The organism is Aquibium carbonis, assembly GCF_003970795.1.
GTDB lineage: Bacteria > Pseudomonadota > Alphaproteobacteria > Rhizobiales > Rhizobiaceae > Aquibium > Aquibium carbonis.
Genome location: NZ_RWKW01000063.1, coordinates 1 through 26,679 on the forward strand (window position 1 = coordinate 1; position 26,679 = coordinate 26,679).

The window sequence follows — 26,679 nt, forward strand, 5'->3', positions numbered from 1 at the left end:
TTGCCAGGAAACGCCCAAGCGCGCTGCCGCGAATCAGGAGACGCTTCGGCAAAGCCTCACGACTTCACCACCACCGATGCAGAAATTCCCTTGCGGTGAAAGACGTTACGGGTGTCGATGACCAGCGCCGAATGTCGCGCGACCCGTTCGTAGTCGACCGCGTCATGATCGGTGGAGACGATCACGGCATGATAGCGGGCAAGGGCCTCGGGTGTCAGCTCCACCGAGCGGACGCCCTCGTACTGGCCATGCTCCCGGGTGGCGGGAATCACAGGGACATGCGGATCGTGATAATCGACCTGCGCGCCGCGCTGGGACAGGATGTCCATCAGGTGGAAGGATGGGCTCTCGCGGATGTCCGAGACATTCTTCTTGTAGGCGAGCCCGAGAATCAGAACCCTCGATGCGCTCAGCGACCGTTTCTGGCGAGAATCGAGGTGCCGCTCGACGCTGGCGATGACGTAGCGCGGCATGGAGACGTTGATCTCGCCCGCCAGTTCGACGAACTTGGTGGTCAGGCCGAACTCGCGCGATTTCCAGGTGAGATAGAAGGGATCGATCGGGATGCAGTGCCCGCCCAGCCCGGGACCCGGATAGAAGGGCATGTAGCCGAAAGGCTTCGTCGCGGCGGCGTCGATGACCTCCCAGACGTCGATTCCCATGGCGTCGTAGATGATTTTCAGCTCGTTGACCAAGGCGATGTTGACGGCGCGAAAGACGTTCTCCGTTATCTTGACGGCCTCGGCCACCGAGGGCGACGACACGGAAACCACCCGCGCCACGACCGCGCCGTAGAACGCCTGGACGAGCGCGGCCGCGACGGGGCCGTCGCCGGCCACGATCTTGGGGATGGAGACGGTCTGGAAGGCGACGTTGCCCGGATCCTCGCGTTCGGGCGAGAAGCCGAGGAAGAAGTCGATGCCGCAGGACAGGCCGCTGGCTTCCAGAATCGGCTTCAACACCTCGTCGGTCGTGCCCGGATAGGTCGTCGATTCCAGCACGACGAGCTGGCCCGCGCGCAGATGCGCCGCGATCGCCTCGGCCGTCATCGTCACATATCGGAGGTCCGGCTCCCGGTGCCGCGTCAGCGGTGTGGGAACGCAGATGATGATGATGTCGCACCGGGCGAAGGACGCGACATCGCCCGTCGCGGAAAACCGTCCAGCGGCGACATGCGCGGCGAGATCGTCGGATGCCACCGCGTCGATGTAGGAGCGACCGGCATTCAGGTCGCGGATCTTGCCGGGATCGACGTCGAAGCCGAGCGTCGGGAAACCGGCGCGGGCGCAGGCGGCCGCGAGCGGCAGACCGACATAGCCGAGGCCGACCACGCCGATGACGGCTTCCCGCTTTTCGATGCGCGCGGCCAGGCCGTGATCGGGGGCCGTGCGGGCTTGTTCGGTCATGCGCTATGGATCCGTTCGTTCAGCATGTCATGAAAGGCGGCGCCCCAGGGCCGTCCACGATCGGAGGAACCGGTCGCGGTGCACGCCGGGTGAGAAACGTCTCCGGCATGGCATCGCCGAAAGACCGACCACGATCAAGCGGCATTGCGCCGAACGTTGCGCTCGATCCAGGCATAGGTCTCCTCGAGCCCCGACCGAAGGGGCTGAGAGGGGCGCCAGCCGAGCCGCTCCTCAATGAGCTTGTTGTCTGAGTTCCTCCCCCGCACGCCTGTGGGGCCGTCGATGTGCTTCTTGTGGAGCGTCTTGCCGGCGATGTCGCTCACGATGTCGACCAGTTGATTGATCGTCACCATCTCGTCGGAGCCTATGTTGACCGGACCTTCGAACCCGGAGCGGGTCAGGCGGAGCGTGCCTTCGATGCATTCGTCGATGTAGAGGAACGATCTCGTCTGCAGTCCATCGCCCCAGATCTCGATCTCGCCATTGTTGGGCGTTGAGGCGACCTTGCGGCAGATAGCGGCCGGCGCCTTCTCCTTGCCGCCTTGCCAAGTGCCCTGGGGCCCGAAGATGTTGTGATATCGCGCGACGCGGTTCGACATTCCGTGGTTGCGATTGTAGGCGAGAAAGAGCCGTTCCGAGAAAAGCTTCTCCCAGCCGTACTCGCTGTCCGGGGCAGCCGGATAGGCGGAATCCTCGGCACATTTCGGGTTTTCGGGATCTTCCTGGTTGTAGGCCGGGTACATGCAGGCCGAAGACGAATAGAAGACGCGGCGAACGTTTCGTTTGTGGCACAGATCGGCGATGTTCAGGTTGATGGTGGCGGAGTTGTGCATGATGTCGGCATCGTGCTCACCGGTGAATATGTATCCGGCGCCGCCCATGTCGGCCGCCAACTGGTAGACCTCGTCGAATCGACGGTCGATGACGCGTTCGCACACGTCCTGTCGACGCAGGTCACCGATGACGAAGTCGTCCGCTTCCACATCCCGGAACTCGGGGAACTTCAGATCGACGCCCCGGACCCAAAAACCCTCCTGCTTGAGACGGTGGACCAGATGCCCGCCTATGAACCCCCCTGCCCCGCAGACAAGTGCAGTTTTCTGTGTCATCGGCACCACTTTCGTCTTTGCTACGATTTCATCGGTTCAAGAACGGCCTAACGACCGCTTCCAAAGAATTGGCCGACCTTGCCGACATTCTTCATCAACAGGGCGGCGCCCCCACCGACACCGTTCGCCCTCAGCGCTCGATAATCCTCGCGCGACTTGCGGAGAAGATTGCCGAGCGACCGGTTGCTTTCGCCACCGAGACGCATCTTGACCAGCACGTCGGGGATGTAGGCCGGATGGAGATTCTCGCGGCTGAAATAGCGCAGGATCGCGTCATAGTCAGCCGCAATACGATAGCTGGTGTCATAGGCGCCATGGCGCTCGAACACTTCGCGACGAAGGTAGAGCGCCGGATGCGGCGGCATCCAGCCGCGGGCGAGCTTTTCGCGGCTGAAGGAGCCCGAACGCCACCGACGCACCACCCGGCTCTCGTCGGCCGCGGACACGTAGTCGAGGTCGCCATAGACGGCGAGAACGCCCGGGGTCTCGAAAGCGGCGGCGACCTTCGCCAGAACCTGATCATGGGCGAAGAAATCGTCCGAATGCATCAGCCCCACGACATCGCCGCAGGCGAGCGCGACTCCCTTGTTCAGCGCGTCGTAGATGCCCTTGTCCGGCTCGCTGACGAGCCGCATGGCATCGTGACGCACCCCTTCGATGGCGCCAAGCGTCCCGTCGGTCGAGGCTCCGTCGATCACCACGTGCTCGACATCCGGCCAGGTCTGCGCCCGGACGCTTTCGATCGCCTGGGCGATCGTCGCCTCGCGGTTGAAGACGGCGGTGATGATGGTGATCTTCATGCGACAGGATGCTTCGGGACGCTGTACTCGGACAGGGGGAGTGTCAGGTGGATGCGTGTCATTCGTACGACTTGAAGTAGTCGACCGTCTTCGACAGTCCCTGGTCCAGCTGGACCTTCGGTTGCCAGCCGAGGATTTCGCGCGCCTTGCCGATGTCGGGCTTGCGCTGCCTTGGATCGTCCTGCGGCAGCGGCAGGCGGATGATCTCGGACGCCGATCCCGTCATCTCGATGACCTTCCGGGCAAGCTCGAGGATGGTGAACTCCTCGGGGTTGCCGAGATTGATCGGCCCGGAGACGTCGTGCCCGGTTTCCATGAAGCGCAGGAACCCGTCCACCAGATCGTCGACATAGCAGAAGGAGCGTGACTGGCTGCCGTCTCCGTAGATCGTCAATGGTTCGCCGCCGAGCGCCTGGACGATGAAGTTCGACACCACCCGACCATCCGCCGGATGCATGCGCGGCCCGTAGGTGTTGAAGATGCGGGCGATCTTCACCTCGATGCCCCATTGCCGGCGATAGTCGGAAAAGAGCGTCTCCGCGCAACGCTTGCCCTCGTCGTAGCAGGCGCGCAGACCCGTGGGATTGACGTTGCCCCAGTATTCCTCCGGCTGCGGATGGATGCTCGGGTCGCCGTAGACCTCGCTGGTGGAGGCATGAAAGATCTTGCATTTCAGGCGCTTCGCCAGACCGAGCAGATTGATGGCGCCGAGAACCGAGGTCTTGGTCGTCTGGATCGGGTCATGCTGATAATGGATGGGCGAGGCCGGACAGGCGAGATTGTAGATCTCGTCGACTTCCACATAGAGGGGAAAGCAGACGTCGTGGCGCATGAACTCGAAATGCGGATGGCCATGCAAATGATCGATGTTCCGTTTCGTGCCGGTGAACAGGTTGTCGACGCAGAGCACTTCGTGCCCCTGCGCCAGAAGCCTGTCGATCAGATGCGAGCCCAGGAAGCCTGCCCCCCCGGTGACGAGGATTTTCTTCCGGCTGTCGTAGAGTCTAGGCACTAGGGAGCGCTCCTGTACGAATATCTCGTCTCCGGTGCTCTCGGGGACCGGGCGTGTGGCGAAAATTGCAAACGACGAAACTTTCGCACGATCAACGGCGCTCCTTCGCAGCCTCTATGATCAGAAGTCTAATCGTGTGGAAATACCACATCTTGTAAAACGCATACGAGAATCCTGGACCGCCATCGAGAAAGCCAGCCTTGTATATGTATGTGTAAATGAAGTAGAACAGCGGGTACCAGGCTTTGGTGATATTTCTGTACTTGAAACGCTGGCGAGCGGTGAGCGGGGATGATTCGTGGGGGCTGCGTTCCCCCAGGTTGGCATAGCGCCTGGCTTCCCATCGCGCATAGTCAACGTGTCTCTCGATGAACTTTTCCAGCCCACGAAAATCATTGTGCTCTATCGGCACCTTGATTTCACCGACCGTGCCTTCGACGACCGGGTGCTCATGCACCTCCATGTCCAGGCTGCTCCAGGAGTCTTCGTCGACACGCTCGTAGAGGCCGCGCCCTACCTTCAGCAAGGCGAGTTTCTTCTGAGGAAGGCCGTGGCGCAGCTTCCTGCCCAGGAAATAGTTCGTGTAATTCAGCCAGAAGCCACTGTGAGCGGTCGAGCCGAGGATACGGGCAAGCTCGTTGCAGAACGCGTCGTCCAGGACTTCGTCGGCATCGATGAAAAGCACCCATTCGCAATTCGGGCGGTGATGGATGAGGATCCAGTTGCGCTTCTTCGGGAAGCGACCATTCCATTGGAAATCGATCACCCGCGCACCAGCGGAAGCGGCGATCTCCTGCGTGCGATCGGTGCTGCCGGAATCGACGACGATGATCTCCTGAAACCGCAGAAGCGCGCTCAGGCATCGAGGCAGATTTCTCTCCTCGTTCTTTACCGGGATGACCACCGTCACCGCGAGGTCACGCTCGACGGCAGGCTGTTTTTGGATCTCGATGGGAAGCATGCCGTCAGTCAACCAGTTTTCTGATCTCGCGCGCTGGATTGCCGGTCACGACCACCATGGCGGGTACATCCCGCATCACCACCGCGCGGGCCCCGACGATCGCGCCGGCTCCAACGGTGACCGCAGGGCCGACGAAAGCATCCGCGCAGACCCAGGCATCGTCCTCCACATGGATCGGCGGTTTCATGAGCGGACGATCGGGCCTTCGCCAATCATGCGTGCCGGCGCAAAGATGGGCTCCCTGCGAAATCGTCGTCCGCCGCCCCAGGCTGATCCGTCCCAGCGAGTACAGGATGACCCTGTCGCCGACCGCGGTCTCATCGCCGATCTCGATGTTCCACGGAATCGCGATGCGGACCGATGGATGAATATGGACCTGGGCACCTATACGGGCTCCAAACAGGCGAAGGAGGAAGCGCCGCCAGCCCCAGAAGGGTCGGGGGCTGAGCGAGAAGACGGGTTGCACAAGCGCCCAGGCCACACGGCCTGCCTGCTCGCGACGACTCCATTTCCTGCTCGCGCGATTGGCGCTGACGTCAAGCAACCTTCAATCCACCCGTACGAAATCCGGCCGATCACCGTGCCCCAGCAGCCAAGCATAAGCCGCCAGCGACATGGCCGCCATCCTATCCCACGAAAACTCCCGTTCCATCCATGCCCGGCCGCGTGAACCCATGGCTCGACGCTCGTCATCCGAAAGCGAGATGGCGAGAGCCAAAGTGCGAGCAAGCGATTCCGGTCCATGATCGATCCACCAGCCGCAGCGGTTCGCCTCCAGCCCCGGCCATGGCGCCCCTTTGGTGGATATCACCGGGACACCAACCGCCAGGCTCTCGGCCACGGTCATGGCGAAATTCTCGCTGCGTGAAGACAGGACGAAGAGATCGGCGGCAGCCATGCGTGCATCTCGCGCCGCGCCGTGAACCGGCGGGTGGATCCGTACGCGTTGCAAACCCAGCCGACGCTGAAGCGCCGCCAGTTCGCTCGCGTGACCGCCTTCGTCCGGGCCGACGATGTGCAAAGCCCAGTCCGGTGCGTCGGGTTCGACCCTGGCCCAAGCCTCCAGCAGCGTATCCAGTCCCTTCACCGGGTGAATTCGCCCGAGAGAGAGGATCGTCCGACCATGCTCCGCACCCCGTGCGACGGCTTGCGTCGGTGGAACGGCGACGCCGTTGGGTATCACAGCGACGGGCTGCCTCAGGCCGAAACGGCGAATGTCGTCGTACTCGCCCTCGGACGTGGCATGGAACATATCCGCAGCGCGCAAGGCGGCGCCCTGCGCGAGAGCGAGAAAAATGCGTTTGCGACCGGCGGAAAACGCCAGGGCCGCCGGCGCGAGCATGCCCCGCGGAGCCATCACCAGGCGGGCGCCAGGGGCCGCGTAGACGTTCGGCATCCTCCAAAGCCCGTGTGTGTGAAGGATGTCGAAACGGCCGGCTCGAAGGGCCACGCGCATCCCCCGCGAGACCCCCAGCGTCGAAAGGACTGGCCAACAGACGAGGTCGCTGCGATGGCGGCGATCGTCGAGCCCCTCCATTGCATGATTGGGGCTTCCACCGAGAGCGTGCAGTTCCACGAAGGCGCCAAGACGCGCCTGCCCTTTGGCCAGGGCGGGAACGCTGTAGGCCGGACCCGACGCCTGACTATCAAGCGACGCCATCGTGTGGGCGATGCGAAGCGGGTTCATATTGGAATGACGTCCCTGTGCCATGGCGGCACCGGCCGAGGCTCGCCGCTTTTGTTGGACACGAGGATTTCGTTCAGGAACTTTGCGCCGGCATCCGCCCCCAGACATCGGGACCAATGCCTGATCGACTGCCGACGTTCGGCCGTCACCCTTCCTGACCGAAGCGCCATCGACAGCTTGTCCGCCAGCGCTTCGACGTCGCCGACCTTGAACACGCCGCCCTCGCCGCTTGCTTCGACGACTCCAGCCGCGCCGCATCGGTCGGAACAGATCGCCGGCGTGCCCGCCATCAGTGCTTCCGAGACGACGGCGCCCCAGCCGTCGTGCCGGCTGGGCAGGACGAGACAATCCGCTTCTGCCATGATGGCTTGAATCTCGTGCATCGGCCGCTGGCCGAGCCAGGTGACACGATCGCCGAGCCTCGTTTTGGCCCTTTGCTGCAGTTCTGCTTCGAGTGGCCCTGCGCCGACGACCAGGAGTTCAAATGGATGGCCCGCGAGCCGCGCGAGCGCGTCGATGAGAAGGTCAATCCTTTTCCGTTCGATGAACTGGCCCACGAACAGGACACGAAAGGGCGCGTCCTTCGACCGTTCCGGCCGCGTCGGCGCCGTCTTCTCCGGCAAGAAATAGGCGAAGGGCACGATGCGGTCGGCAAGCATTCCACGCGCGGCGAGCCAGGCAGGGGTGGAATGGCCGATTGCGAGGACGCCATCGATCCGGTGTCGCCATCTGCGCATCAGGCGGGCATATTCGAGGCGTTTCAGCCTGCTCGAGGCCCAACCGCGCTCCTCTATTGTCTCCATGACCACCCACTGCCGCAGGCCGCGCTGATCAAGGGCGGTTCGCGCCGCACTGACGATGCCGTTGCCGCGAAATCCCTGACAGATGTGAATGCTGGTTTCCGGCGCCTCGGCGACGAGGCCGACGGCCGCGGCTGCGTCGGGCGCGAATTGAAGCGTCATCGCCTCTGCTTTGGCCGGCATCCAGCCCTGTTTCGCGCGAGAATCCGACATCGGCTGCTCGGCGACATAGGTGACAGGACGACCGCTTCTTGCGAGGGCTTCGGCAAGGCCCGCCATATGCGGCGACACGATGCGCTGCCAGAACCAGACGGGATCAGCCAAGGTGCCGGGCATTCATGGCTGGGCGTGCGCTCGTTCCGCCCCAGCCCAATAGCAGCAGGAGCAGCAGTCCGAGCCCGCCTGCGGAGAACAGTGTGGCTTCACCAAAATTGAGGATTATCGCAGTCAAGCCAACTGCAAAAGGCGCGATCCCGCCTCGTCCGGCATTTCGCATCAGGCTGAAGAACCAGGTGACGACCAGAAGTGCCCCCGAGATTCCGACCTCTTCGATAATGGCCAGCGGCAGAACCCCCTTCTCGATCGATGCGCCGATGGGCAGACCGAGGATCGGATCTCGCTTCACCTGCATCAGCGCCGGTTCGGAGGCGATGCCGAAACCGTTTCCAGTGAGGGGTCGTTTAATGATGTTTTCGGTCATCTGATTGATCAGTCGTCCCCGGGACCGATCGTAGACTTCGAAGATGCTTCCCGAGCCGGCACGGCCGGACTTGGTGATGTAATGTCCCACCCGATCGGCAATCAACGGCGCCAGCACCAGCCCCGCCAGCAAGGCGGCGAAGAAGGCTGTCCACAGGCGCGTGCTGCGCAGCCCCGGCAAGAGACGGCGTATGGGCTGGCCCGAAAATCCTGGCGCCGCGAACATCGAAATCGCGATCCCGAGCACCATCGCGAATCCGGCGGTGCGGGCCTCGGATGCGAGCACCGCGAAGAGACAAAGGCCGAGGAGCCCGACCGAGCTCCAAGACGGGCGCGGCTCGCCAAGCAGCCGCGCCGCCGCCCAGGCGCCGAGCAGCGCCATGGTCGGACCGAAAGCCTGGGGATGGTTGAGAACGCCTTGGAAACCGGTGCCGTTGCGCAGATATCCGAGCGGAAGGACGAGGAGCGGCAGGCTCACGAGCAGGACCAGCACAAGGAAGCCGAACAGCTCGCGAGCTGCCCGGTCGCGCTCGGCCGGGGTCAGACCCGTCCAGGCTGAAAGGATCGTCGTGGTCGCCACGGCCCAGGACACCGCCTTGAGGACCGAGACATCCACCATCGGGCTGATGAAATAGGAATGGAGAACGAGGAAGAGGCCGAGCAGGATCGTGGCGAGCACCATGCCGCCGCCGCGCGGCGAGCCCTTGAAAAGACCGCCATGCACCAGCATCGAAAGGGCGGCTCCGCCCAGCACGGCATAGCGGCCGATCGCGGCGTAGGCGGCGTCGGGCGCGATGCCGGTGCTGATCATGGAAAAAAGCCAGGACATGGCCAGTGCCCGCAACGCATGAGGCCGGCCGGCGAGCGCATAGGCGGCCAAAGCGACATAGCTCAGATCCGCCGTCGGTCCGGATGCGATCCGAAGCATCAGCGCGGCGAGCAGTGGCGCATAGGTCCAGACGCTGAAGCGCAAGGCAACCTCGCGCCGATCGGCAAGCCACGGCGGCGGATACGCCATCGCCGGGTGCGGCGGCAGGGGACGGGCGAACTTATCCACGGGGTCGGTCCATCGATTATTCTTGCGACCGGAGTGTGTCAGAAGGACGAACCCGATGGAACAGACGACGCGACTGAAGCTTCCCTACATCCTGCCTTCCCAGGCGCAGAAGCACGTCACTCACAACGAGGCGCTGAGGGCGCTGGACGCGATCGTCCAGATCGGCGTCGACGGCGCCGACCGCAACGACCCGCCCGCCGATCCGGCGGAAGGCGAGCGTCATCTGGTCGGCGACGCGCCGATGGGCGCTTTTGCGGGCCATGCCGGCGCGATTGCCGCCTTCCAGGACGGCTCCTGGAGTTTCCACGAACCGCTGCCCGGCTGGCTTGCCTGGAACGCCGAAACGCAGGCGCTGCTCGTCCATGACGGCGCCGGCTGGGCGCCCGTGGTCGACCTGCGATCGGTGCCGATGGTGGGTGTGAATGCCACCGCGGACGCGGTCAACCGGCTCACCGTCGCAGCGCCCGCCACGCTGCTGACCCATGACGGCGCCGGCCATCAACTGAAGATCAACAAGGCCGAGGCTGGCGACACCGGCTCGCTGCTGTTCCAGACCGGCTGGTCCGGCCGCGCCGAAATGGGGCTGGCCGGCGACGACGATTTTTCCGTCAAGGTCTCGCCCGACGGCACGGAGTGGCGCACGGCGCTTGCGATCGAAGCGGAAACGGGCCGGATCGAAGCCGCCGGGCTGACGATCGCCCCCGGGGCAGCTGGCGAAAGCGGGCTCGCCTTCGCAAGCCTGACGGCCGCCTCGCCCGCTGCGCCCCGCACCAACAAGACGCTGGGGGTCGATGCCGACGGCAAGGTGGTCCAGCTCAAGGCCAGCCTTCCCTCCTATGTGATGACCGGGTCGGATTCCGAGACGACGGCGATCCGCGACTTCAACGCCCAGATTGCCAAGGGCACCGGCATCTATCTGGGCGATGCGGGCGGCGCGATCGCCAACAATCCAATAGGTGACTGGTACCAGATGACGTTCACCGGCGTGAATGCCGGCTTCTTCAGCCAGTTGATGATCGCCAATGCCGAGGTGTGTTTTCGCGGCGCGGCGGTTTCGGGTGTCGCCGGGGCCACTTGGTATACGCTCATGAAACAGTCGGGCGCGACCACCGGCTACGTCCCCTACTATGACGTGGCGGGCACGCAGCGCCGCTATCTCAACTCCTCGCTCTATCAGGCGGCCGGACGCATGGGCATCGGCACGGCGAGCCCGGAGGTCACGGCACTGCTCGATCTGGCCAGCACGCAGAAGGGCTTCCTGGCGCCGCGCATGACGGAGGCGCAGCGCGACGCCATCGCTGCGCCGGCCGTGGGCCTGATCATCTACAATCTGACGCCGAACGAGCCGCAATTCTGGGACGGGACCGAGTGGGTGGGGATGCGGGGCTGACATCAACGCACCACGCGCCGCCGCAGCTTGTGCAACAGAGGCACGTTGCCAAGATCGGGGCGGAGCGTGGGGTTGGTGTAGAAACGCACAACCTGCGGCGGAACGGGAACGTGTTGGCGCCGCCCGTCGCGCAGGCCGCGCCACCCCGAACCGAGAAGCACCGGGACGGCGCGCAAACCATTTGCGCGCAACCCGGCCACCAGATGGCTCAGCAGATAGCGCAGCGACAACGGCAATGCGGCGGCCAGCGGGAAGTGCTTGTGGTGAACGCGCACGAAATTGTAGAGCCAGCGCGCCCGGCGGTCGCTTCCTTCTTTGCCATAACGGACGCGACCATCGTGCAGCACCGTCGCGCGCGGTGTGTAGACCACGTCGCTGCCCGCCGCCCTCACCCGGATCGACAGGTCGAGTTCCTCGCCGCCAAAGGTGCAGGCCTCGTCATTGTAGCCGACCGTTTCCAGCAGGGAGCGCCGCAGCATGTGGCACCCGCCTTGGAAATTGCCTATTCTGAATTCTACTTCACCGTAGTCGTACAGCTTATTTTTTGTGCGGGCGTCCAGTATGATCGGTGTAATGATGCCCATATCAGGACGCCGATGCATGATCGACAGCATCTCTCCGACCGCTTCGGTTGTGACGAACGTATCATCGTCGATCGTGAGGATAAAGTCGCGCCCGGCCGCCCGCCAGCCGGCGTTTCGCCCCCCCGCCACGCCCAGGTTGCGGTCGTTCAGCAACGCGGTCACGCCGGTGCGACCCGTGGCAGCCGCACGGATCATCTCCACCGACCCGTCGGTGGACGCATTGTCGACGATGACGAGTTCACAACCGTTCTCGTCCACCATCCGCAGCAGGCCGGCGAGATTGGACTCCAGTGCATCCCTGCGGTTGTACGAGAGAACCACGATGGTGACGGCCAAGAGGTCATCAGGCGACGGCATTGAACTCTTTCACCTCCCGTCCCACCAGCACGTCCGCGATGCGGCTTGCCGCGCGCCCGTCGCCATAGGGATTGTGGGCCCGGCACATCTCGTCGTAGGCATCTGGCTCCCTAAACATACGAAGCACTTCCGACACGATACGACCGCGATCAGTTCCGACCAGTCGCACCGCGCCAGCGGCAAGCGCTTCCGGCCGTTCGGTTACATTGCGCATGACGAAGACCGGTTTCCCCAGGGAAGGCCCCTCCTCCTGAATACCGCCGCTGTCCGTCAGGATCGCATGCGACTTTTGCATGAGATAGACGAACGGGACATAATCAAGCGGCTCAATGAGATGGACACCAGGAACGCTGCCGAGCAGTTCATTCACCGGGGCCATCACATTCGGGTTCAAATGTACCGGATAAACGACCTGCATCCTGCCGGAACCTGCAAGGTCGCGGATTGCCTCGCATACGGAATGGAACGGCGAACCGAAGTTTTCCCGCCGGTGACCCGTGACCAGCAGTATAGGCTTTTCTGCCTCGAGAAAATCGAACCGCGAAGCGAGCGTCGTTTCCAATTCCTGGCTGCCACGCAGGCGATCTACCGTGAACCTTAGTGCATCGATGACGGTGTTGCCGGTGATGTGAATCGACTTAGCGGAAACCCCTTCCGCCAGTAGATTGTCCCGCGCCCGCGCAGTCGGCGCGAAATGAAGATCGGTGACCACACTGACGATGCGCCTGTTGGCCTCTTCCGGCCACGGCTGGCCGATATCGCCAGATCGCAAACCCGCCTCGACATGTCCGACTGGCACCTTTCGATAAAATGCCGCAAGCGATGCAGCCATCGCCGTGGTCGTATCGCCATGGACCAATATGCGGTCGGGTCGCACCTGGTCGATCACTTGGGCAACCCCGGTCAGTACCGCCGTGGTTATATGTTCCAAACCTTGCGCGCGCCGCATGATGTCGAGATCATAATCCGGCCGGGCATCGAACAGCGAGAGAACCTGATCAAGCATCTCGCGATGCTGCCCCGTCACGCAGATGAGCGTCTGCACCTCAGTCTCTCGCGCAAGACATTTTGCGACTGGAAGCATCTTTATTGCTTCCGGCCTCGTTCCAAAGACGAGCAGTATCTTCTTCATGTTTTTTTTGACAACAAATCGAGAAACTTTATCTCAGGCCCGCCAGCCGAAGAATGTTGCCGCCGTAATGCCGAAGACTCCTGTAAAGGAAAAATCTGAGGAAATTCATGATACCAACCTTATCACGAATCATGCTGAACATTGCCGGACTGGCGAGCCCTTCCATTTCGGCGATCCGATTGGAGTGATATAAGATAGACATTGCCTGCTTGTAGGGTATCGTCTTCTTGCGGTTGTCCAGCCATGACCCGGCGAAATGATGGACTGCGGTGCATTCGTCAACGTCGACACAAAATGTCGAGGATGGGTAGACAGCCAAGCCGTGTTTTCCCACCTGAAGTCGATCGCGATCCCGCTCGATGCCGAATTCCTTAGTTATCATACCCGATACGATGCTGGTGTTCGTGATCGTCGAGAACGGCGTGTCGCTATAGTACTCGCAGACCAACCGCGCCAGAGGGTGCCCGGCTTCACTTCCCCAGACGGCTGTGAATGGAAAGCCGACGCGCTCAAAACCCGTAAATGCCGAATGTGGCAGGTAACGATCCAGCGGCTTCCGTAATTCTACATCCGTATCCAGATATATTCCCCCAAATTCGTTCAGTACCAATGCCCTCGCATAATCGCTCGCGAAGGCAAATTTGCGCTGGGCGATCGCTTCGTCGAAGAACGAGTTACGATACTTTGAAAAGGTTTCATCGTTCCACTCGACTACCTCGTAATCGGGGCAGTATCGAGCCCAGCTTTGCCTGCAAAGCTGCAAAAGTGGCGACGTACCGGGGCTGCCAAATGCGCAGTAGTGGATCAGTTTCGGTATCAGAGCACTACCCCATTCTGGCCGCGGTCGAGCCCCAATACGAGGCCTGCAATGTGGTCGCAATTTGGGACCGGTTCCAGACGCCGACATAGCGTGGGAAGTGCGTCCCTTTCGTGAAATCCTTGAGATAGCGCACTGGACTCGGCAGCTTGACCGGCGAACGCTCCAGATCGAGATATCGACAGCCGCCAGTCTCGATGTCGAGGTTTCGGAGATACAGAGCCTTGTTCGTCGTTATAAGCGCATACTCGATGTCAGACTCCACGAAATGTTCGAGCGCGCGTCGGATATCTGCGAAGCTGAGATGGAAGAGACAATCACGACAATGCCAGATATCCGCCTTCGGGAATTGATCGGCGCAGATATCGAAGACCCTGACATCAAGTTCCGGGCGTCGGCGCTTCGCTTGCTCCACGGCCGTGGGCGAGATGTCGCCACCGATGTACTCGATCCCCGTCGAGTCGATAACTTCCCCTACCCAATTCAGATCACCGCAAGGCGCGTCGAAGAACGAGGTTACTTTCTCCTCCCGAAGGAAAGATATGAGTTCCTGCCGGTAGCCGGCGGTGTAAAATAGTTCAGAACCGGGACCGCTCGTACTCTCGTTCGAGTTCCACAAATTTTCTTCATAAATTCGCTCGAAGACATTGTCGTGCACTCGCACTGACGCCGCGGCGCCGATGCCGATGGGGCGGTAGGAGCCGAAGGAAACGCCTACGCCACAGGAACGCGCAGCCCACTCCACTGTCTCCTTCGCGAGCCCGACAGGGCCGCGATCACGCAAGATGCTGAATGCATTCCCTAATTTTGGCATTTCAGTCCCTTAGCCTCTCCGAGCCTTGCTTGAAGACATCACTCATGGGCGCTCACGACGCCGCCTTCCGGTTGCCGTCCGGCCTGGCGACCGACTGCACGCGCCCGGCTTCCAGCGTCACGACCATGTCGCATCCGTCGAGCGTCGACAGCCGATGCGCGATGATGAAGATGGTGAGGTCGCGGCCAAGCCGTTCGATCGCGCCCATCACCGCCGACTCGGTCTCGGTGTCGAGCGCGCTGGTGGCCTCGTCGAAGACCAGTACGTCGGCCCGCTTGTAGAGCGCGCGGGCGATGCCGACGCGCTGGCGCTGGCCGCCCGACAGGCGCACCCCGCGTTCGCCGACCGGAGTGTCGTAGCCTTGCGGCAGCGCCTCGATGACCTCGGCGAGCTCGGCCTGGGCGGCGGCGGCGGCGACGCGGGCGCGGTCGATCTGCCCCGCAGGCACGCCGAAGGCGATGTTCTCGGCGAGGGTCGAGTCCGACAGGTAGATCGACTGCGGCACATGGGCGATGCGGGCCTGCCAGGCCGAGCGGTTGGCGTCGGTCAGGTCGACGCCGTCGACGCGGATGTGGCCGCTGTCGGGGCTGAGCAGGCCGAGCACGAGATCCATCAGCGTGCTCTTGCCGCTGCCGGTGCGGCCGGCAAGGCCGACGCGGGCGCCCCGCGGGACGACGAGATCGACGCCCTCCACCGCCGGACGGCCGCCCTGCGGATAGGAGAAACCGACAGCGCTGAACACGAGATCGCGCTCGAAGGGCAATCGCTCGCCATTGCGGGGAGCGGCGAATTGCGGCGCGTCCGGAAGGCGCAGGATGTCGAGGATGTCGCCGAGCATGGCGCCCGCGGTGAGCGTCGCGGCCCATCCGGAATAGGCCTGCTGCAACAATGGCACGAGGCGCTGGGCGCCCAGCGCCAGCGCGCCGAGCACCGGCAAGGCGGCGACGAGCCCGCCATCGCGCAGCGTGAGCACCAGCGTCAGCGCGGCGATGAGTGCCAGTCCCAGCCCTTCGACGACGAAGCGCGGCGCCTGGGCGATGAAGTTGTTCGTGGCCTGGGCGGCACGCAGCCGCGCCTCGGTTTCCTCGAAACGGGCGACGAAGACGGCCTGCGACCGGTCGAGCAGCACGTCGCGGATGCCGCCCAGCCCCTCGCCCGCGGCCTGCAGGCGCTCGCCCTGCGACCGGGCGATGATTTCGCCATTGGCACGCATCACCGCGCGCGTCGTGCGCATGACGAGGAGATAGATCACCGAAAAGCCGAGGCCCGAACCGAGCGCCACCAGCGGATCGATGAAGAGCAGCCCGACCAGGATGAAGACCGCGATGACGGATGCGCTTGCGGCCTGCATCAGCGGCATGAGGATCTGCCCCGTGACGAGCTGCGCCTTGTTGATCGCCGCCAGCGTCTCGCTGCTGTTTTGCCCGGTGTGGTAGGAATAGGGCTGGTGCAGCGTGCGGCTGAAGATCGCCACGCTGAGGTCGCGCGCCAGGCCGAAGACGAAACGCTGGCTGACATAGACGAGCACGAGGCGCGCTGCCGCCGCGCCGAGCGCGGCGATGGCAAACAGGAGTGCGGCGGCGATGGCGATCCTGGCCGGCGTGTCGAGCCCGAGCGCCTGGAGCAGACCTTGCACGTGCGCATGGCGCACCGCGCCTTCGGGATCGGAGATGACGGCGAGGAACGGCAGCACGGCGCCGATGGACACGAGTTCGCCCACCGCGCCGACCAGCATGAGGACGAGGACGAGGACGAACTGCCTGCGCCGGCGCGCCGACAACAGCCGGTAAAGTTCGGCGAGCGAGGAGCGCATGGATGCCCGGCCATGTTTCGTTTTTGGGTTCACGGGGTCAGCGCGCACAGCATGCGAACCGTGATGCGTTTAGCGAGCGAAAGACTCATTACTCTAGCGTTCATCCGTAGCTCTGACTTGCTCTGTCGTATACCCAAATGGGCTCCTCGATTGCCAGCGCCAAGCACTCTCACACATTTCATCGATACCTAGTTCAGCTCTCCAGTTGAGCAGGCGCTTCGCTTTCGTGACGCCCGCTATACTGCGGGCCACATCGCCACTGCGACGAGAAGTAATACGGTAAGGTATTTTGCGGCCAGACGCTCTGGCAAAACACTCAATCATCTCTAGAACAGTAACGCCTTGTCCCGTCCCAACATTTATAGCTTCACAACAACGTCCATTAGTTGCAGACTCGACGGCGGCAAGGTGCGCCCTGGCCAGATCCTCCACGTGAATAAAATCCCGCTCACCTGTGCCGTCTCGGGTATCGTAATCACCGCCGAACACCGTGAGTTCAGCCAGTTCGCCGGCTGCGACCTGAGCAATATGAGGTAAAAGATTGCTGGGCACAGAACTCGGATCCTCACCGATCATTCCGGATGCATGTGCACCTACCGGGTTGAAGTATCGAAGCAGAACCGCGCTCGCATCGCTTTTCGAAGCGACCCAGTCTCGGATCAATTCTTCAGTAAAATATTTCGATCGACCATAGGGACTCATTGGCTTGATCCGATGATCTTCATCAAAAGGCAGGTACTCTGCGATGCCATAGACACTAGCTGAAGAGGAAAACACGATTCGAAGGCAATTGTGTCGTTCCATCGCCTTGAGGAGTTCAATCGAGCCGGCAACATTCTGAGAATAATAGTCGAGCGGCTTTTCCACCGACTCGGCGACCGCCTTCAAACCCGCAAAATGGATGACCGCCTCCGGTCTGAAAACAGCAAAGGATTCGTTCAGACGCACGGAGTCTCTCAGATCAGCTTCGAATACCTCGAAATCCGCATTCGCCAATTGCCTCACCCGATCAAGCGCCTCAGGGCTGCCGCTGGAGAAGTTATCAACGACCAGAACATCGTGCCGCTCACGAAGAAGCACAATTAGTGTGTGTGTTCCGATGTATCCGGCTCCGCCGGTGACGAGGATTCGCATTTCAGGCTCTCTTCGCGCCTACTTCGCTCGCTATCGCGCGCCCTGACCGGTGACCATCACCCGGATCGTCCGAAGGATGATCACGAGGTCGAGCCACGGGGAAAAGTTCTTGATGTAATAGAAATCATAGTGGAGCTTCTCGAGCACGTCGCCCACTTCCGTGACATGGCCCTGGTTGACCTGCGCCCAGCCGGTGATACCTGGGCGCACGATGTGCCGGTAGCGGTAGAATGGCAGTTCCGCCTCGTACCATCGCGACAGCGCGAGTGCTTCCGGCCGCGGCCCGATCCAGCTCATCTCGCCGCGCAGGATGTTGATCGCCTGCGGCAGTTCGTCGAGCCGAAAGTTGCGCAACACACGCCCGACACGCGTGACGCGATCATCTTCCGGCCGCGTCATGGCGTTTTCCCGATCATCCTCGGAGACCGGCTCCCCGGCCATCGAGCGAAACTTGTAGACGGTGAAGATTTCGCCGCGATAGCCCATGCGCTGCTGGCGGAAGAGGACTGGGCCGGGCGTATCGAGCCGGATCGCCGCGGCAATCACCGCGAACAGGGGTGAAAGCCCGACAAGCACCAACAACGCCGCGGCGCGATCGGCGACCTCCTTGAAGCTCAGATAGAACTGGTTCGGATTGAGCGATCCGAGCGTGTTTTCCGACAGATGCTCGATCTCGGCCCGGCCCGTCAGCGATTCGATCACCTGCTTGACGTGGTAGACCGGGATGCCGGCCAAGGCCGCGTCGGCGATGTAGCGCTCCCAGGCATCGGACAGATCGGCCGTCAGATCGGCGACAATGCCCGTGACCCCGATCGGTGGCTGATCGGGTGAGGTGAGGTGATGCCAAACCACGTTCTCGATCCGCTCGATCCCGGCCACGTTTCCGCCCGGCACCACGGCGAGACGATAGCGGGCCACGCGACGCATGGCGATGCTCCAGCCGAAATACCAGAGTGTCGACAGGATGAAGCTGCCGCCAGCCTGAAAGCGACTGTAGTCGATCCGGAAAAAGAAGATGACCGCGAACACCAGGCCGTAGGAGAGTGCGAAGGTCGGCAGGATGAAGCCCGCCGCCGCGACACCCGGGAAGCTGCCGATACGGCGAAAGGCCAGGAAGCCGAGGACGTGCGCCGTGAGGGCCGCCAGCACCGTGTTCTGGGTGGTGACGGCGCTGATGATGGAAAGTCCGCCGAAGCTCCTCAAAAGGACCGGCAGGGCAATGGCAAACAGCAGACCGCCAACAAGCTGATAGCGGACGCGCAGGAACCGATGCCGGGAAGGCGCGACGACCGGTCCAGCCATGCGGCTCGAAATCAACCCGTATACCCCCGTCGATGCACTGTCGTCCGCCCCGCGCCGATGCCATGCCGAATTCACTGCGGCCCAGCCGCGGCACCGGCGCTCCGTCTCGAGCGGGAAGGCCGTCGTCGGCGCCGTTCAACGGCGTCGACTCAACGGCTACCGCACTCCCGGGTGAAACGCCGGAAGGGACATGCGTGCGGAATGACAGAAATAGCCCCTTCGGGCAAGCGCAGAGAGCGAAGAGTAATATATTCCATATTTCTACAATTGAATGTATTCACAAGCACAATAACCGAACACGCAGATATTCTTAAAAGAATAGAGTTGCAAGATATTGCCATGTATATCGATCTCTTGTTTCTATCAAGGCCATGAATTTTTGTGAACACCCCATCGAGAAGCGTGAAAGCCGGCCATTGATGTTGGGTCGCACCACACCTGTTTGACGACCATCGACGAATCAGGCACCTGTCGGCCACGCTCGCTTCGTTTGCCCATCAACGATCCTGGTCGCGGCCGCGAGGGCGACAAGGCCTTGACATTGGCAGCGGGTCGGGGTTGCTCCTGCTTCGAGCCATCCGGGTCGGGCGGGCCGGATCGACCGACATGGGCGGGCTGCCGCGTCCGTGACACGACGAAACGACTTGAACCAGGAGACGGGACGGATGAGGTTCCTGCAACCCAACCGCGCTCCCACTGAACCGGATCAGGCGGCGGTGACGACTCCGGCCGACGCGAACCGTTCTGCCGATGTGTCGAGCAACAAGGCCGAACCGGCGTCCGATGGCAATTCACCCGATGAGTCGCCCGTTCAGCGACGTCCCTCCGAAGGTGTGCGGATCCTTCTGGAGAAGATCGACAGCCTGAGGTCGAGGCTTTCCGCCTGCGAACGAACCATCGAAAAATTGTCGCAGCAGCTATCGCAAGCCGCCGAAAGACAGGCGGCAGACAGCAGGGAACTGGAGGATCGTCTCCGCAGACAGGTCGAGCGGCAGGTCACCGATCTCTCGGCAGGACTGGAACGGCAGCAGAAGGAATCCGCGGCCAGGCAGGCCAAACTGCTGGAACTGCTCGCCTCGGAGATCAACAAGGTTCGCACGATCGCGGAAGCCTCCAAGCCCGCCGCCGTGGACCCGGAAGGCGGTCGGGCCAACCGACGCCCCCCCCCTGCCCGCAGGCACGGATACGAACTCGGGCCTGTCCCCGGTCCGGACGCCTCCGATATCGACGGCAGCCTCGAGGGGGTCCTGGCGCAGCATCAGTCGCACGACCCGGAAAACCACGACCTAGAGTTCTGGGACTGGCTCGAAGCGCTTCCCGCCGAGACCCCGCCCCCGCGCGCCACGGACGATATCGAGATCGAACTCGACATCGACGATCTGGCCATGGACCCTCATCCGCCTGCCGACGATCGATCGCGGTGACAATCCACGCCGTCCCGGACCGCCTTTTGGCGTGCGTCCGGGGCAGACGTTCGAGGCGTGCTCAGAAGGCTTCGATGTCGCGGATGCCGATCCGGACCGCCCGTTCACCTGCCATGATATCGAGAAGGATCCTTGCACGGCCAGCATTGTCGAGCCGCTCGAGCGTTCCGACGACATCGGTGAAGGGCCCGGACCTGACCACAACCTTCTGGCCGGGTCGCAGCCGATCGCTCGTATCGATGATGCCATTCTCGTCGGCAGAGGCCAGCAGATTTTCCACCAGTCCGCGCGGACAGGGAACCGGCCGCTCGAGTTGCATGATCAGCCGCTTGATTCCCTGCGTACCATTGATGGCCCGCCAGCGTTCCTGCGCGGGATCGAACCGGACGAAGAGATAGCCGGGCAGGAACGCTCTTTCCTTCGTGAGCTGCCGCCTTGCGTGGCGAACCGTGCGGATCTCGATGGGGTAGAAGGTCTCGAACCCCTGGTTCCTGAGGTGCGCCTCTGCCGCTCGTTCACGGCCGGTGAAAACATGCGCAACGAACCATCTCCGGCCATCCTCCGGATAGGGCATCCTGCCCGACATGCCGATTTGCAAGCTATGCATGCTCAAAAAACGTCGCCTTCAACGCGCTGCGAACCGTTTGCCATGCCCGACGAACGTCCAGACAAATGCCGCGTTCCAAGCGCTTCGACAAACCTGTTCCAGAGACGATCAGCCACTCGCCATGAGCGCGATCGTCGTGTCCAGGCAGCTCAACCGGGACATCGCACCGCGCGACATTGGCCGTCCCGGACGCCCAGGCCCACCTCACAGAACGCAGATAGAGTGACATCCAGCCCGCCAAACTACAAGCAGCGCTCCTCAATTCGACCCAACGAGGCACCGGTGTTTAAGCCGCAACTGGAAGGCGCCCTTTTCGCCGAGATTCCGGACTGGCGGCGCCGACCAGCACGCGGGAAGCACTGTTTCGGCCGGTCGCCGATCAGCTTTGCGGACTTTCGGAGCCGTTCTCGGCCAAGTCGGAATGACGCATCCTGGCCGCCCTCCGCCGCGTGGCGGCTTCACTCCACCAGACGAAGTAAAGCCCACCGACCACGATCACAGGGACTTCGCGCTTTCGCTCGGCATGCCGAAGCTCGATATAGCGCTTGATCTTCAGAGTTCCCCCGGGAAGCCGCATCCTCATGGTCATGGGTCCACTCCACTCAAACTCAAGGCTGCATCTACTACCTGTGGTATACACATCGTTCGCCGAAGTTGCAACGACAAACAACCGGACGATTACCCTAGGTGGTAAACTCGGCAGGGGTGGGACGGCATCGAGGCCCAATGGCTGACAAGCGCCCGCGCGATCCGCCAGTCCTCGTTCCCCGCCCCGTGGTGTGAGACGTGCCAGCCCTCGCCTCTGGGCGTCGGTGGTCACAGGAGGCCCGGGACCACCTCGCGGCGTAGCCGTCCGGTCGGCCCTCTCGAGTGGTCCATCGAAAATGCCCCGTCGATGGTCGAGATGAAGGGCGGGCATCCCGCCCTTTCTGGCAAGGGGCTGGACGGAGACGGCTCCGTCGCGGGATGGATCGAAGCAGAACAATCAAGGCCAGCCGCCCCGACTTGACTCCACGTCACCCTGATGTTGTCAGGGCATGAAGCGGCGCCGGCGCCGCTCGATCAGGAGCGCCCCACCGATGCCGCGTATTGCCGCCATCACCATGGCGTTCAACGAGCCCGAGTTCCTGCCTGTCTGGGTCGAACACTACGGCCGCATGATTGGCCACGACCATCTCTACGTCGTGTCCTATGCGGATCACGCGCAGCGAAACGACCCTTTCCGGCGCCATCAGCTGATCGATCTCCCGGATGTGGGCTTCGATGAAGGCAAGCGCGCAGCGATGATGAGTTCGCTGCAGTCCATGCTCCTGGCAAGCTACGACTGGGTGATCATGAGCGATGCCGACGAACTGATCGTTCCGGATCCGGCGCGTTATGCGAGTATGGAGGATTTCCTCGAAACGAACCGTGCCGACCCCTATTTCAACACAGTCGGTTTGAACGTGGTTCAGGATCGCGGACTGGAACCTGCCCTCGATGCGAGAAAACCGCTTCTGCGACAGCGAAGCTGGGTCCAGTTCGACGCACAGTATTGCAAGCCTCTGGTCAGTCGCGTGCCGCTGAACTGGAGCCCCGGATTCCATGCGTGCGACCGCCCGCGCCGGCAGAGCAACGATCTCTACCTGTTTCACCTGCGGGCGGCCGACGAGATGGTCGCGCGGGCACGAATCGCACGGTTGAACGCACTCAAGATGTCGCAGGCGGATCTGATGGCGGGGCACAGCCGGCAGTTTGGCTTCGACGCCGATCGGTATCTCGACCACGTGTTTCCGAATCCGTCCGCGTTCTGTGCAGCAGCGGACGACTTTGATCTGGCGGCGGACATCGAGCACCTGCGAAACGCGCCCCACGCCTTTGACCATCGCGGCCGCCTGTGTCGTATTCCGGAGCGCTTTCGCGACGCCATCGCGTTGGCGCCGGCGCCGGCCAGCCGGAAGCGGGAGGGGATGCGAGCCCTGCTCGACAAGGCGCGGCGACATTTCCGGATCGAGCAGTAGGAGCCTCGGAACGCGCGGCCTTTCGACCCGAGACACAAGCGAAGAGGACAGTCGCGACCTGGCAGGCCGATGGCACGACACATCGCTCGAAAGGGTGAATGGTGCTGCCAGAGAGGATTGAACTCTCGACCTCTCCCTTACCAAGGGAGTGCTCTACCACTGAGCTACGGCAGCGATCCGTCGATTGCGGGGCCTTCTGACATATCGAAATCCGAAGCGCAAGCGTAGTATGTCGCTCCTCCATGCATTTGGGAGTTACACGGACGGGATGGTGGACGACACGAACGAGGACGCAAAGGGCGAGGCGCGGGTGCGCCCGGCCGAGAACGTCGCTGCCGAGCGCCGCAAGGCGCGGCTGGCCGAGCAGTTGCGCGCCAACCTGCAGCGGCGCAAGCAGCAGGCGCGCGCGCGCAGGGCTGGCGATGCCGACGACCGCCAGGGCCTGAACGACGGGACCGAACCGCAGGAACGTTGACCGATCGGATTTCCGCCGGTTTCTGCAAGCAAACCGGCATCGGGGTCAGGCTTTCCTTGATGGAACGCGGTCATTGCTCTAGGAGCGGCCAGTTCAGGCGTGAGGCGCGGCAGCGCCGGCCTCGATGCGCTCGTCGACGGAAGGACAGAACATGGATCGAATCAGGATCGTCGGGGGCAATGAACTGAAGGGCGTGATCCCGATCTCCGGCGCCAAGAACGCGGCGTTGCCGCTGATGATCGCATCGCTTCTGACCGACGACACGCTGACGCTGGAAAACGTGCCGCACCTCGCGGACGTCGAGCAATTGATCCGCATTCTCGGCAATCACGGCGTCGACTATACGGTCAATGGTCGACGCGAGAGCCAGGACACCGGCTATTCGCGCACCATTCATTTCACCGCGCGCAACATCGTCGACACCACCGCCCCCTACGAACTCGTCTCCAAGATGCGTGCGAGCTTCTGGGTCATCGGCCCGCTGCTGGCCCGCATGGGCGAGGCACGCGTGTCGCTGCCGGGCGGCTGCGCCATCGGCACGCGCCCGGTCGATCTGTTCATCGACGGCCTGCGCGCGCTCGGCGCCGACATCGACATCGACATCGGCTACGTCGTCGCCAAGGCGCCGAAGGGGTTGATCGGCAATCGCTACGTTTTCCCGAAGGTGTCGGTCGGCGCGACCCACGTGCTGATGATGGCGGCTTCTCTGGCGAGGGGCGAGACGGTTCTCGAGAACGCCGCGCGCGAGCCCGAGATCGTCAATCTCGCCGACTGCCTGAACGCCATGGGCGCCCGGATCACCGGCGCCGGCACCTCCACCATCACGATCGAGGGGGTGACCTCGCTGCAGGGCGCGCGCCATCGCATCATCCCGGACCGCATCGAAACCGGCACCTACGCCATGGCGGTTGCCATGACGGGCGGCGACGTGTTGCTTCAGGGCGCGCGCTCCGACCTGCTCCAGGGCGCCCTCGACATCGTGGGGCAGTCCGGCGCGACGATCACGCAGACCAACGAAGGCATCCGCGTCGCCCGCAACGGCGCCGGCATCGCCCCGGTCGATGTGACGACGGAGCCCTTCCCCGGATTTCCCACGGACCTTCAGGCGCAGTTCATGGGCCTGATGACGATGGCGAACGGTCGCTCCAAGATCACCGAGACCATCTTCGAGAACCGCTTCATGCACGTGCAGGAGCTTGCCCGCTTTGGCGCGCGCATCAGTCTCTCGGGCCAGTCGGCGATCGTGGACGGGGTGGCGAAGCTGAAAGGCGCACCGGTGATGGCCACCGATCTTCGCGCCTCGGTGTCCCTGGTGATCGCGGCGCTCGCGGCAGAAGGGGAAAGCACGGTCAATCGGGTCTACCACCTCGATCGCGGTTTCGAGCGGCTGGAAGAGAAACTGTCTCGCTGCGGCGCGACCGTCGAGCGCATCTCCGGATAAGGTCGTCCAAGCGCGCGAGGAGCGGCGGAACGCCCTGCCTTCGCTGCATTGCATGATGCGATGAGACCGCCTAACACAGGGTCGATATCGAACGATCGGACGTGAGTTCATGCCTGCGCTGAAACTGCTCGCCCTTGACCCGGAAGACCTTCAGGTGCTGTCCGCGCATGTGCAGGACGCAGTCCTGAGGGTGGGCGACATCGACTGGCGCGCGCATGAAAAGCGGGTCGTCATCGCGATGAACCGCTTCGTGTGGGAAGCGCCGCGCAGACTGTTTCGCCGCCATGACGAGCGCAGGCGTGCTGCCCTGCACTTCGACCGCGTCATGGCAGTCAAAGCGACCGGCATCGACCGCGACAAGCCGGCCGAGGTGCTGTCGCTCCTGGCAGTCCGTTTCGTGGAGACTCAGGCGCCGGCCGGGCACGTCGATCTCGTCTTCTCCGGCGGCGCCACGATGCGTCTCGACGTCGAGTGCATCGAAGCGCGGCTTTCCGACATCGGCGGCGCGTGGGAAGCCACGTCCCGTCCCGCCCATCGCGTCTAAGCACTGCCGGAAGTTCGAATGGCCATCACCCTCGTCGCCAACACCCCTCATTTCGAAGAGAGCTTCGCCGCGTTTCTCTCCACCAAGCGCGAGGTCTCGGAAGACGTCGACCAGACCGTTCGGGCCATTCTGGCCCGGGTGCGGTCCGAGGGCGATCGCGCCGTGGTGGAGTACACCAACCGCTTCGACCGCAACGACTTCACGGCCGCAGGCCTCGCCGTGACGCCCGACCAGATTGCCGAAGCGGTGGCCGGCGCCGACCAGAAGACCGTCGAGGCCCTGACCCTCGCCCGAGATCGAATCGCCGCCCACCATGCCCGCCAGATGCCGGCCGACGACCGCTACGTCGATCCGATCGGGGTGGAACTCGGCTCGCGCTGGACCGCGATCGAGTCGGTCGGCCTCTACGTCCCTGGCGGCACGGCGAGCTATCCGAGTTCGGTCTTGATGAATGCGGTTCCGGCCAAGGTTGCCGGTGTCGAACGCATCGTGATCGTGGTTCCCGCTCCCGACGGCGTGCTCAACCCGCTCGTACTGGTCGCCGCGCATCTGGCGGGTGTTTCCGAGATCTATCGAATCGGCGGCGCGCAGGCTGTGGCAGCGCTGGCCTACGGGACCGAAACCATCCGACCCGTGGTCAAGATCGTCGGGCCCGGCAATGCCTACGTCGCGGCGGCCAAGCGGCAGGTCTTCGGCACCGTCGGCATCGACATGATCGCAGGACCGTCCGAGGTGCTCGTGATTGCCGACGGGGAGAATGATCCCGACTGGATTGCCGCCGACCTGCTGGCCCAGGCCGAACACGATACCGCGGCCCAGTCGATCATGATCACGGATGACGCAGCCTTCGGCCGCAGCGTCGAAGAAGCCGTGACCCGGCAGATCGCCACCCTTCCGCGGGCCGAGACGGCGGCCGCCAGTTGGCGCGACTACGGCGCCGTGATCGTCGTTCCCGATCTCGAAGCCGCCATTCCGCTGGCCAACCGCATCGCGGCCGAGCATCTCGAACTCGCCTTCGCCGAGGCTGAAGCCTTCGTGCCGAGAATCCGCAATGCCGGCGCGATCTTCATCGGCCGGCACACTCCAGAAGTCATTGGCGACTACGTCGGCGGATCGAACCACGTTCTGCCGACCGCCCGGTCGGCGCGCTTCTCGTCGGGCCTCTCCGTGCTCGACTTCGTCAAGCGCACCTCGCTCCTGAAGCTCGGGCCGGAGCAGTTGCGGACGCTGGCGCCCGCGGCGATCAGGCTCGCCGAAGCCGAAGGTCTCGGCGCGCATGCGCGCTCCGTTGCCATCCGGCTCAATCTCTAGGAG

25 protein-coding genes and 1 tRNA gene are annotated in these 26,679 nt (G+C 63.1%); 7 read left to right on the top strand and 19 right to left on the bottom strand.

Annotation, left to right across the window (positions count from 1 at the left end; translation table 11 throughout):
* Window positions 1–56: 56 nt before the first annotated feature.
* The 9 genes from EJC49_RS16920 to EJC49_RS16960 all read right to left on the bottom strand — a co-directional run bounded on the left by EJC49_RS16920 (window position 57) and on the right by EJC49_RS16960 (window position 9,531).
* On the bottom strand, window positions 57–1,406 hold the full coding sequence (locus EJC49_RS16920; RefSeq protein ID WP_126701121.1) for a nucleotide sugar dehydrogenase: 1,350 nt from the start codon (window positions 1,404–1,406) through the stop codon (window positions 57–59).
* A 134-nt stretch (window positions 1,407–1,540) separates the two neighbouring features.
* A complete protein-coding gene (locus tag EJC49_RS16925) occupies window positions 1,541–2,515 on the bottom strand; it encodes an NAD-dependent epimerase/dehydratase family protein (RefSeq protein ID WP_126701122.1) in 975 nt (324 codons plus the stop codon).
* Between the two features lie 47 nt (window positions 2,516–2,562).
* Window positions 2,563–3,315, bottom strand: a complete 753-nt coding sequence (locus EJC49_RS16930) for a glycosyltransferase family 2 protein (protein ID WP_126701123.1) — start codon at window positions 3,313–3,315, stop codon at window positions 2,563–2,565.
* A gap of 58 nt (window positions 3,316–3,373) precedes the next feature.
* Window positions 3,374–4,327, bottom strand: a complete 954-nt coding sequence (locus EJC49_RS16935; RefSeq protein WP_126701124.1) for a UDP-glucuronic acid decarboxylase family protein — start codon at window positions 4,325–4,327, stop codon at window positions 3,374–3,376.
* Between the two features lie 91 nt (window positions 4,328–4,418).
* Entirely contained in the window at window positions 4,419–5,300 is an 882-nt protein-coding gene (locus EJC49_RS16940; RefSeq protein ID WP_210211812.1) for a glycosyltransferase family 2 protein, read from the bottom strand.
* On the bottom strand, window positions 5,293–5,475 hold the full coding sequence (locus tag EJC49_RS25970; protein WP_210211813.1) for an LbetaH domain-containing protein: 183 nt from the start codon (window positions 5,473–5,475) through the stop codon (window positions 5,293–5,295). Before EJC49_RS25970 ends, EJC49_RS16940 begins: the two co-directional genes overlap by 8 nt.
* 360 nt (window positions 5,476–5,835) lie before the next feature.
* The gene (locus EJC49_RS16950) at window positions 5,836–6,975 is read right to left on the bottom strand and encodes a glycosyltransferase (protein WP_170314761.1); all 1,140 of its coding nucleotides are present in this window, start codon (window positions 6,973–6,975) and stop codon (window positions 5,836–5,838) included.
* Complete coding sequence (locus EJC49_RS16955) at window positions 6,972–8,099, bottom strand: glycosyltransferase family 4 protein (RefSeq protein WP_170314762.1); 1,128 nt, start codon at window positions 8,097–8,099, stop codon at window positions 6,972–6,974. Before EJC49_RS16955 ends, EJC49_RS16950 begins: the two co-directional genes overlap by 4 nt.
* Window positions 8,092–9,531: a hypothetical protein gene (locus tag EJC49_RS16960; RefSeq protein ID WP_126701128.1), complete on the bottom strand. Its 1,440-nt coding sequence runs from the start codon at window positions 9,529–9,531 to the stop codon at window positions 8,092–8,094. Before EJC49_RS16960 ends, EJC49_RS16955 begins: the two co-directional genes overlap by 8 nt.
* A gap of 55 nt (window positions 9,532–9,586) precedes the next feature.
* Between EJC49_RS16960 and EJC49_RS16965 the strand changes: the two genes are divergently transcribed.
* Entirely contained in the window at window positions 9,587–10,921 is a 1,335-nt protein-coding gene (locus tag EJC49_RS16965; RefSeq protein WP_126701129.1) for a DUF2793 domain-containing protein, read from the top strand.
* Between the two features lie 2 nt (window positions 10,922–10,923).
* Here the strand turns inward: EJC49_RS16965 and EJC49_RS16970 are convergent, their stop codons facing one another.
* From EJC49_RS16970 to EJC49_RS17000, 7 genes are all read right to left on the bottom strand, one after another.
* Window positions 10,924–11,841: a glycosyltransferase family 2 protein gene (locus EJC49_RS16970; RefSeq protein ID WP_170314763.1), complete on the bottom strand. Its 918-nt coding sequence runs from the start codon at window positions 11,839–11,841 to the stop codon at window positions 10,924–10,926.
* Window positions 11,842–11,848: 7 nt separating this feature from the next.
* Complete coding sequence (gene wecB, locus EJC49_RS16975) at window positions 11,849–12,994, bottom strand: non-hydrolyzing UDP-N-acetylglucosamine 2-epimerase (RefSeq protein WP_126701131.1); 1,146 nt, start codon at window positions 12,992–12,994, stop codon at window positions 11,849–11,851.
* A 28-nt stretch (window positions 12,995–13,022) separates the two neighbouring features.
* Window positions 13,023–13,757 (bottom strand): glycosyltransferase family 32 protein, encoded by a 735-nt coding sequence (locus EJC49_RS16980; RefSeq protein WP_170314764.1) that lies wholly within the window; start codon window positions 13,755–13,757, stop codon window positions 13,023–13,025.
* 61 nt (window positions 13,758–13,818) lie between these two features.
* Window positions 13,819–14,556, bottom strand: coding sequence for a class I SAM-dependent methyltransferase (locus EJC49_RS16985; protein ID WP_126701133.1), 738 nt, complete (start codon window positions 14,554–14,556; stop codon window positions 13,819–13,821).
* A gap of 121 nt (window positions 14,557–14,677) precedes the next feature.
* On the bottom strand, window positions 14,678–16,438 hold the full coding sequence (locus tag EJC49_RS16990; protein WP_245453440.1) for an ABC transporter ATP-binding protein: 1,761 nt from the start codon (window positions 16,436–16,438) through the stop codon (window positions 14,678–14,680).
* Window positions 16,439–16,531: 93 nt separating this feature from the next.
* The gene (galE, locus tag EJC49_RS16995) at window positions 16,532–17,572 is read right to left on the bottom strand and encodes a UDP-glucose 4-epimerase GalE (protein ID WP_126701134.1); all 1,041 of its coding nucleotides are present in this window, start codon (window positions 17,570–17,572) and stop codon (window positions 16,532–16,534) included.
* 30 nt (window positions 17,573–17,602) lie between these two features.
* Window positions 17,603–18,874 (bottom strand): sugar transferase, encoded by a 1,272-nt coding sequence (locus EJC49_RS17000; protein ID WP_126701135.1) that lies wholly within the window; start codon window positions 18,872–18,874, stop codon window positions 17,603–17,605.
* A 644-nt stretch (window positions 18,875–19,518) separates the two neighbouring features.
* Between EJC49_RS17000 and EJC49_RS17005 the strand changes: the two genes are divergently transcribed.
* Window positions 19,519–20,298, top strand: coding sequence for a hypothetical protein (locus EJC49_RS17005; protein ID WP_126701136.1), 780 nt, complete (start codon window positions 19,519–19,521; stop codon window positions 20,296–20,298).
* Window positions 20,299–20,359: 61 nt separating this feature from the next.
* Here the strand turns inward: EJC49_RS17005 and nusG are convergent, their stop codons facing one another.
* Both nusG and EJC49_RS17015 read right to left on the bottom strand, forming a co-directional pair.
* Window positions 20,360–20,905 carry a transcription termination/antitermination protein NusG gene (nusG, locus tag EJC49_RS17010; protein ID WP_126701137.1) on the bottom strand — a complete coding sequence of 182 codons (546 nt, stop codon included), beginning with the start codon at window positions 20,903–20,905 and terminating at the stop codon, window positions 20,360–20,362.
* A 379-nt stretch (window positions 20,906–21,284) separates the two neighbouring features.
* Complete coding sequence (locus EJC49_RS17015; protein ID WP_126701138.1) at window positions 21,285–21,494, bottom strand: hypothetical protein; 210 nt, start codon at window positions 21,492–21,494, stop codon at window positions 21,285–21,287.
* 490 nt (window positions 21,495–21,984) lie between these two features.
* Here EJC49_RS17015 and EJC49_RS17020 point away from each other — a divergent pair, with 490 nt between their 5' ends.
* Window positions 21,985–22,905: a glycosyltransferase family 2 protein gene (locus tag EJC49_RS17020; protein WP_170314765.1), complete on the top strand. Its 921-nt coding sequence runs from the start codon at window positions 21,985–21,987 to the stop codon at window positions 22,903–22,905.
* Window positions 22,906–23,004: 99 nt separating this feature from the next.
* Here the strand turns inward: EJC49_RS17020 and EJC49_RS17025 are convergent.
* A tRNA-Thr gene (locus EJC49_RS17025) sits at window positions 23,005–23,079 on the bottom strand.
* 94 nt (window positions 23,080–23,173) lie between these two features.
* Here EJC49_RS17025 and EJC49_RS17030 point away from each other — a divergent pair.
* From EJC49_RS17030 to hisD, 4 genes are all read left to right on the top strand, one after another.
* The gene (locus tag EJC49_RS17030; protein WP_170314760.1) at window positions 23,174–23,380 is read left to right on the top strand and encodes a hypothetical protein; all 207 of its coding nucleotides are present in this window, start codon (window positions 23,174–23,176) and stop codon (window positions 23,378–23,380) included.
* A 151-nt stretch (window positions 23,381–23,531) separates the two neighbouring features.
* Window positions 23,532–24,821: a UDP-N-acetylglucosamine 1-carboxyvinyltransferase gene (gene murA / locus EJC49_RS17035; protein WP_126701141.1), complete on the top strand. Its 1,290-nt coding sequence runs from the start codon at window positions 23,532–23,534 to the stop codon at window positions 24,819–24,821.
* 109 nt (window positions 24,822–24,930) lie between these two features.
* Window positions 24,931–25,365: a DUF2948 family protein gene (locus tag EJC49_RS17040; protein ID WP_126701142.1), complete on the top strand. Its 435-nt coding sequence runs from the start codon at window positions 24,931–24,933 to the stop codon at window positions 25,363–25,365.
* Between the two features lie 18 nt (window positions 25,366–25,383).
* Window positions 25,384–26,676, top strand: coding sequence for a histidinol dehydrogenase (hisD, locus tag EJC49_RS17045; RefSeq protein WP_126701143.1), 1,293 nt, complete (start codon window positions 25,384–25,386; stop codon window positions 26,674–26,676).
* Window positions 26,677–26,679: the final 3 nt, after the last annotated feature.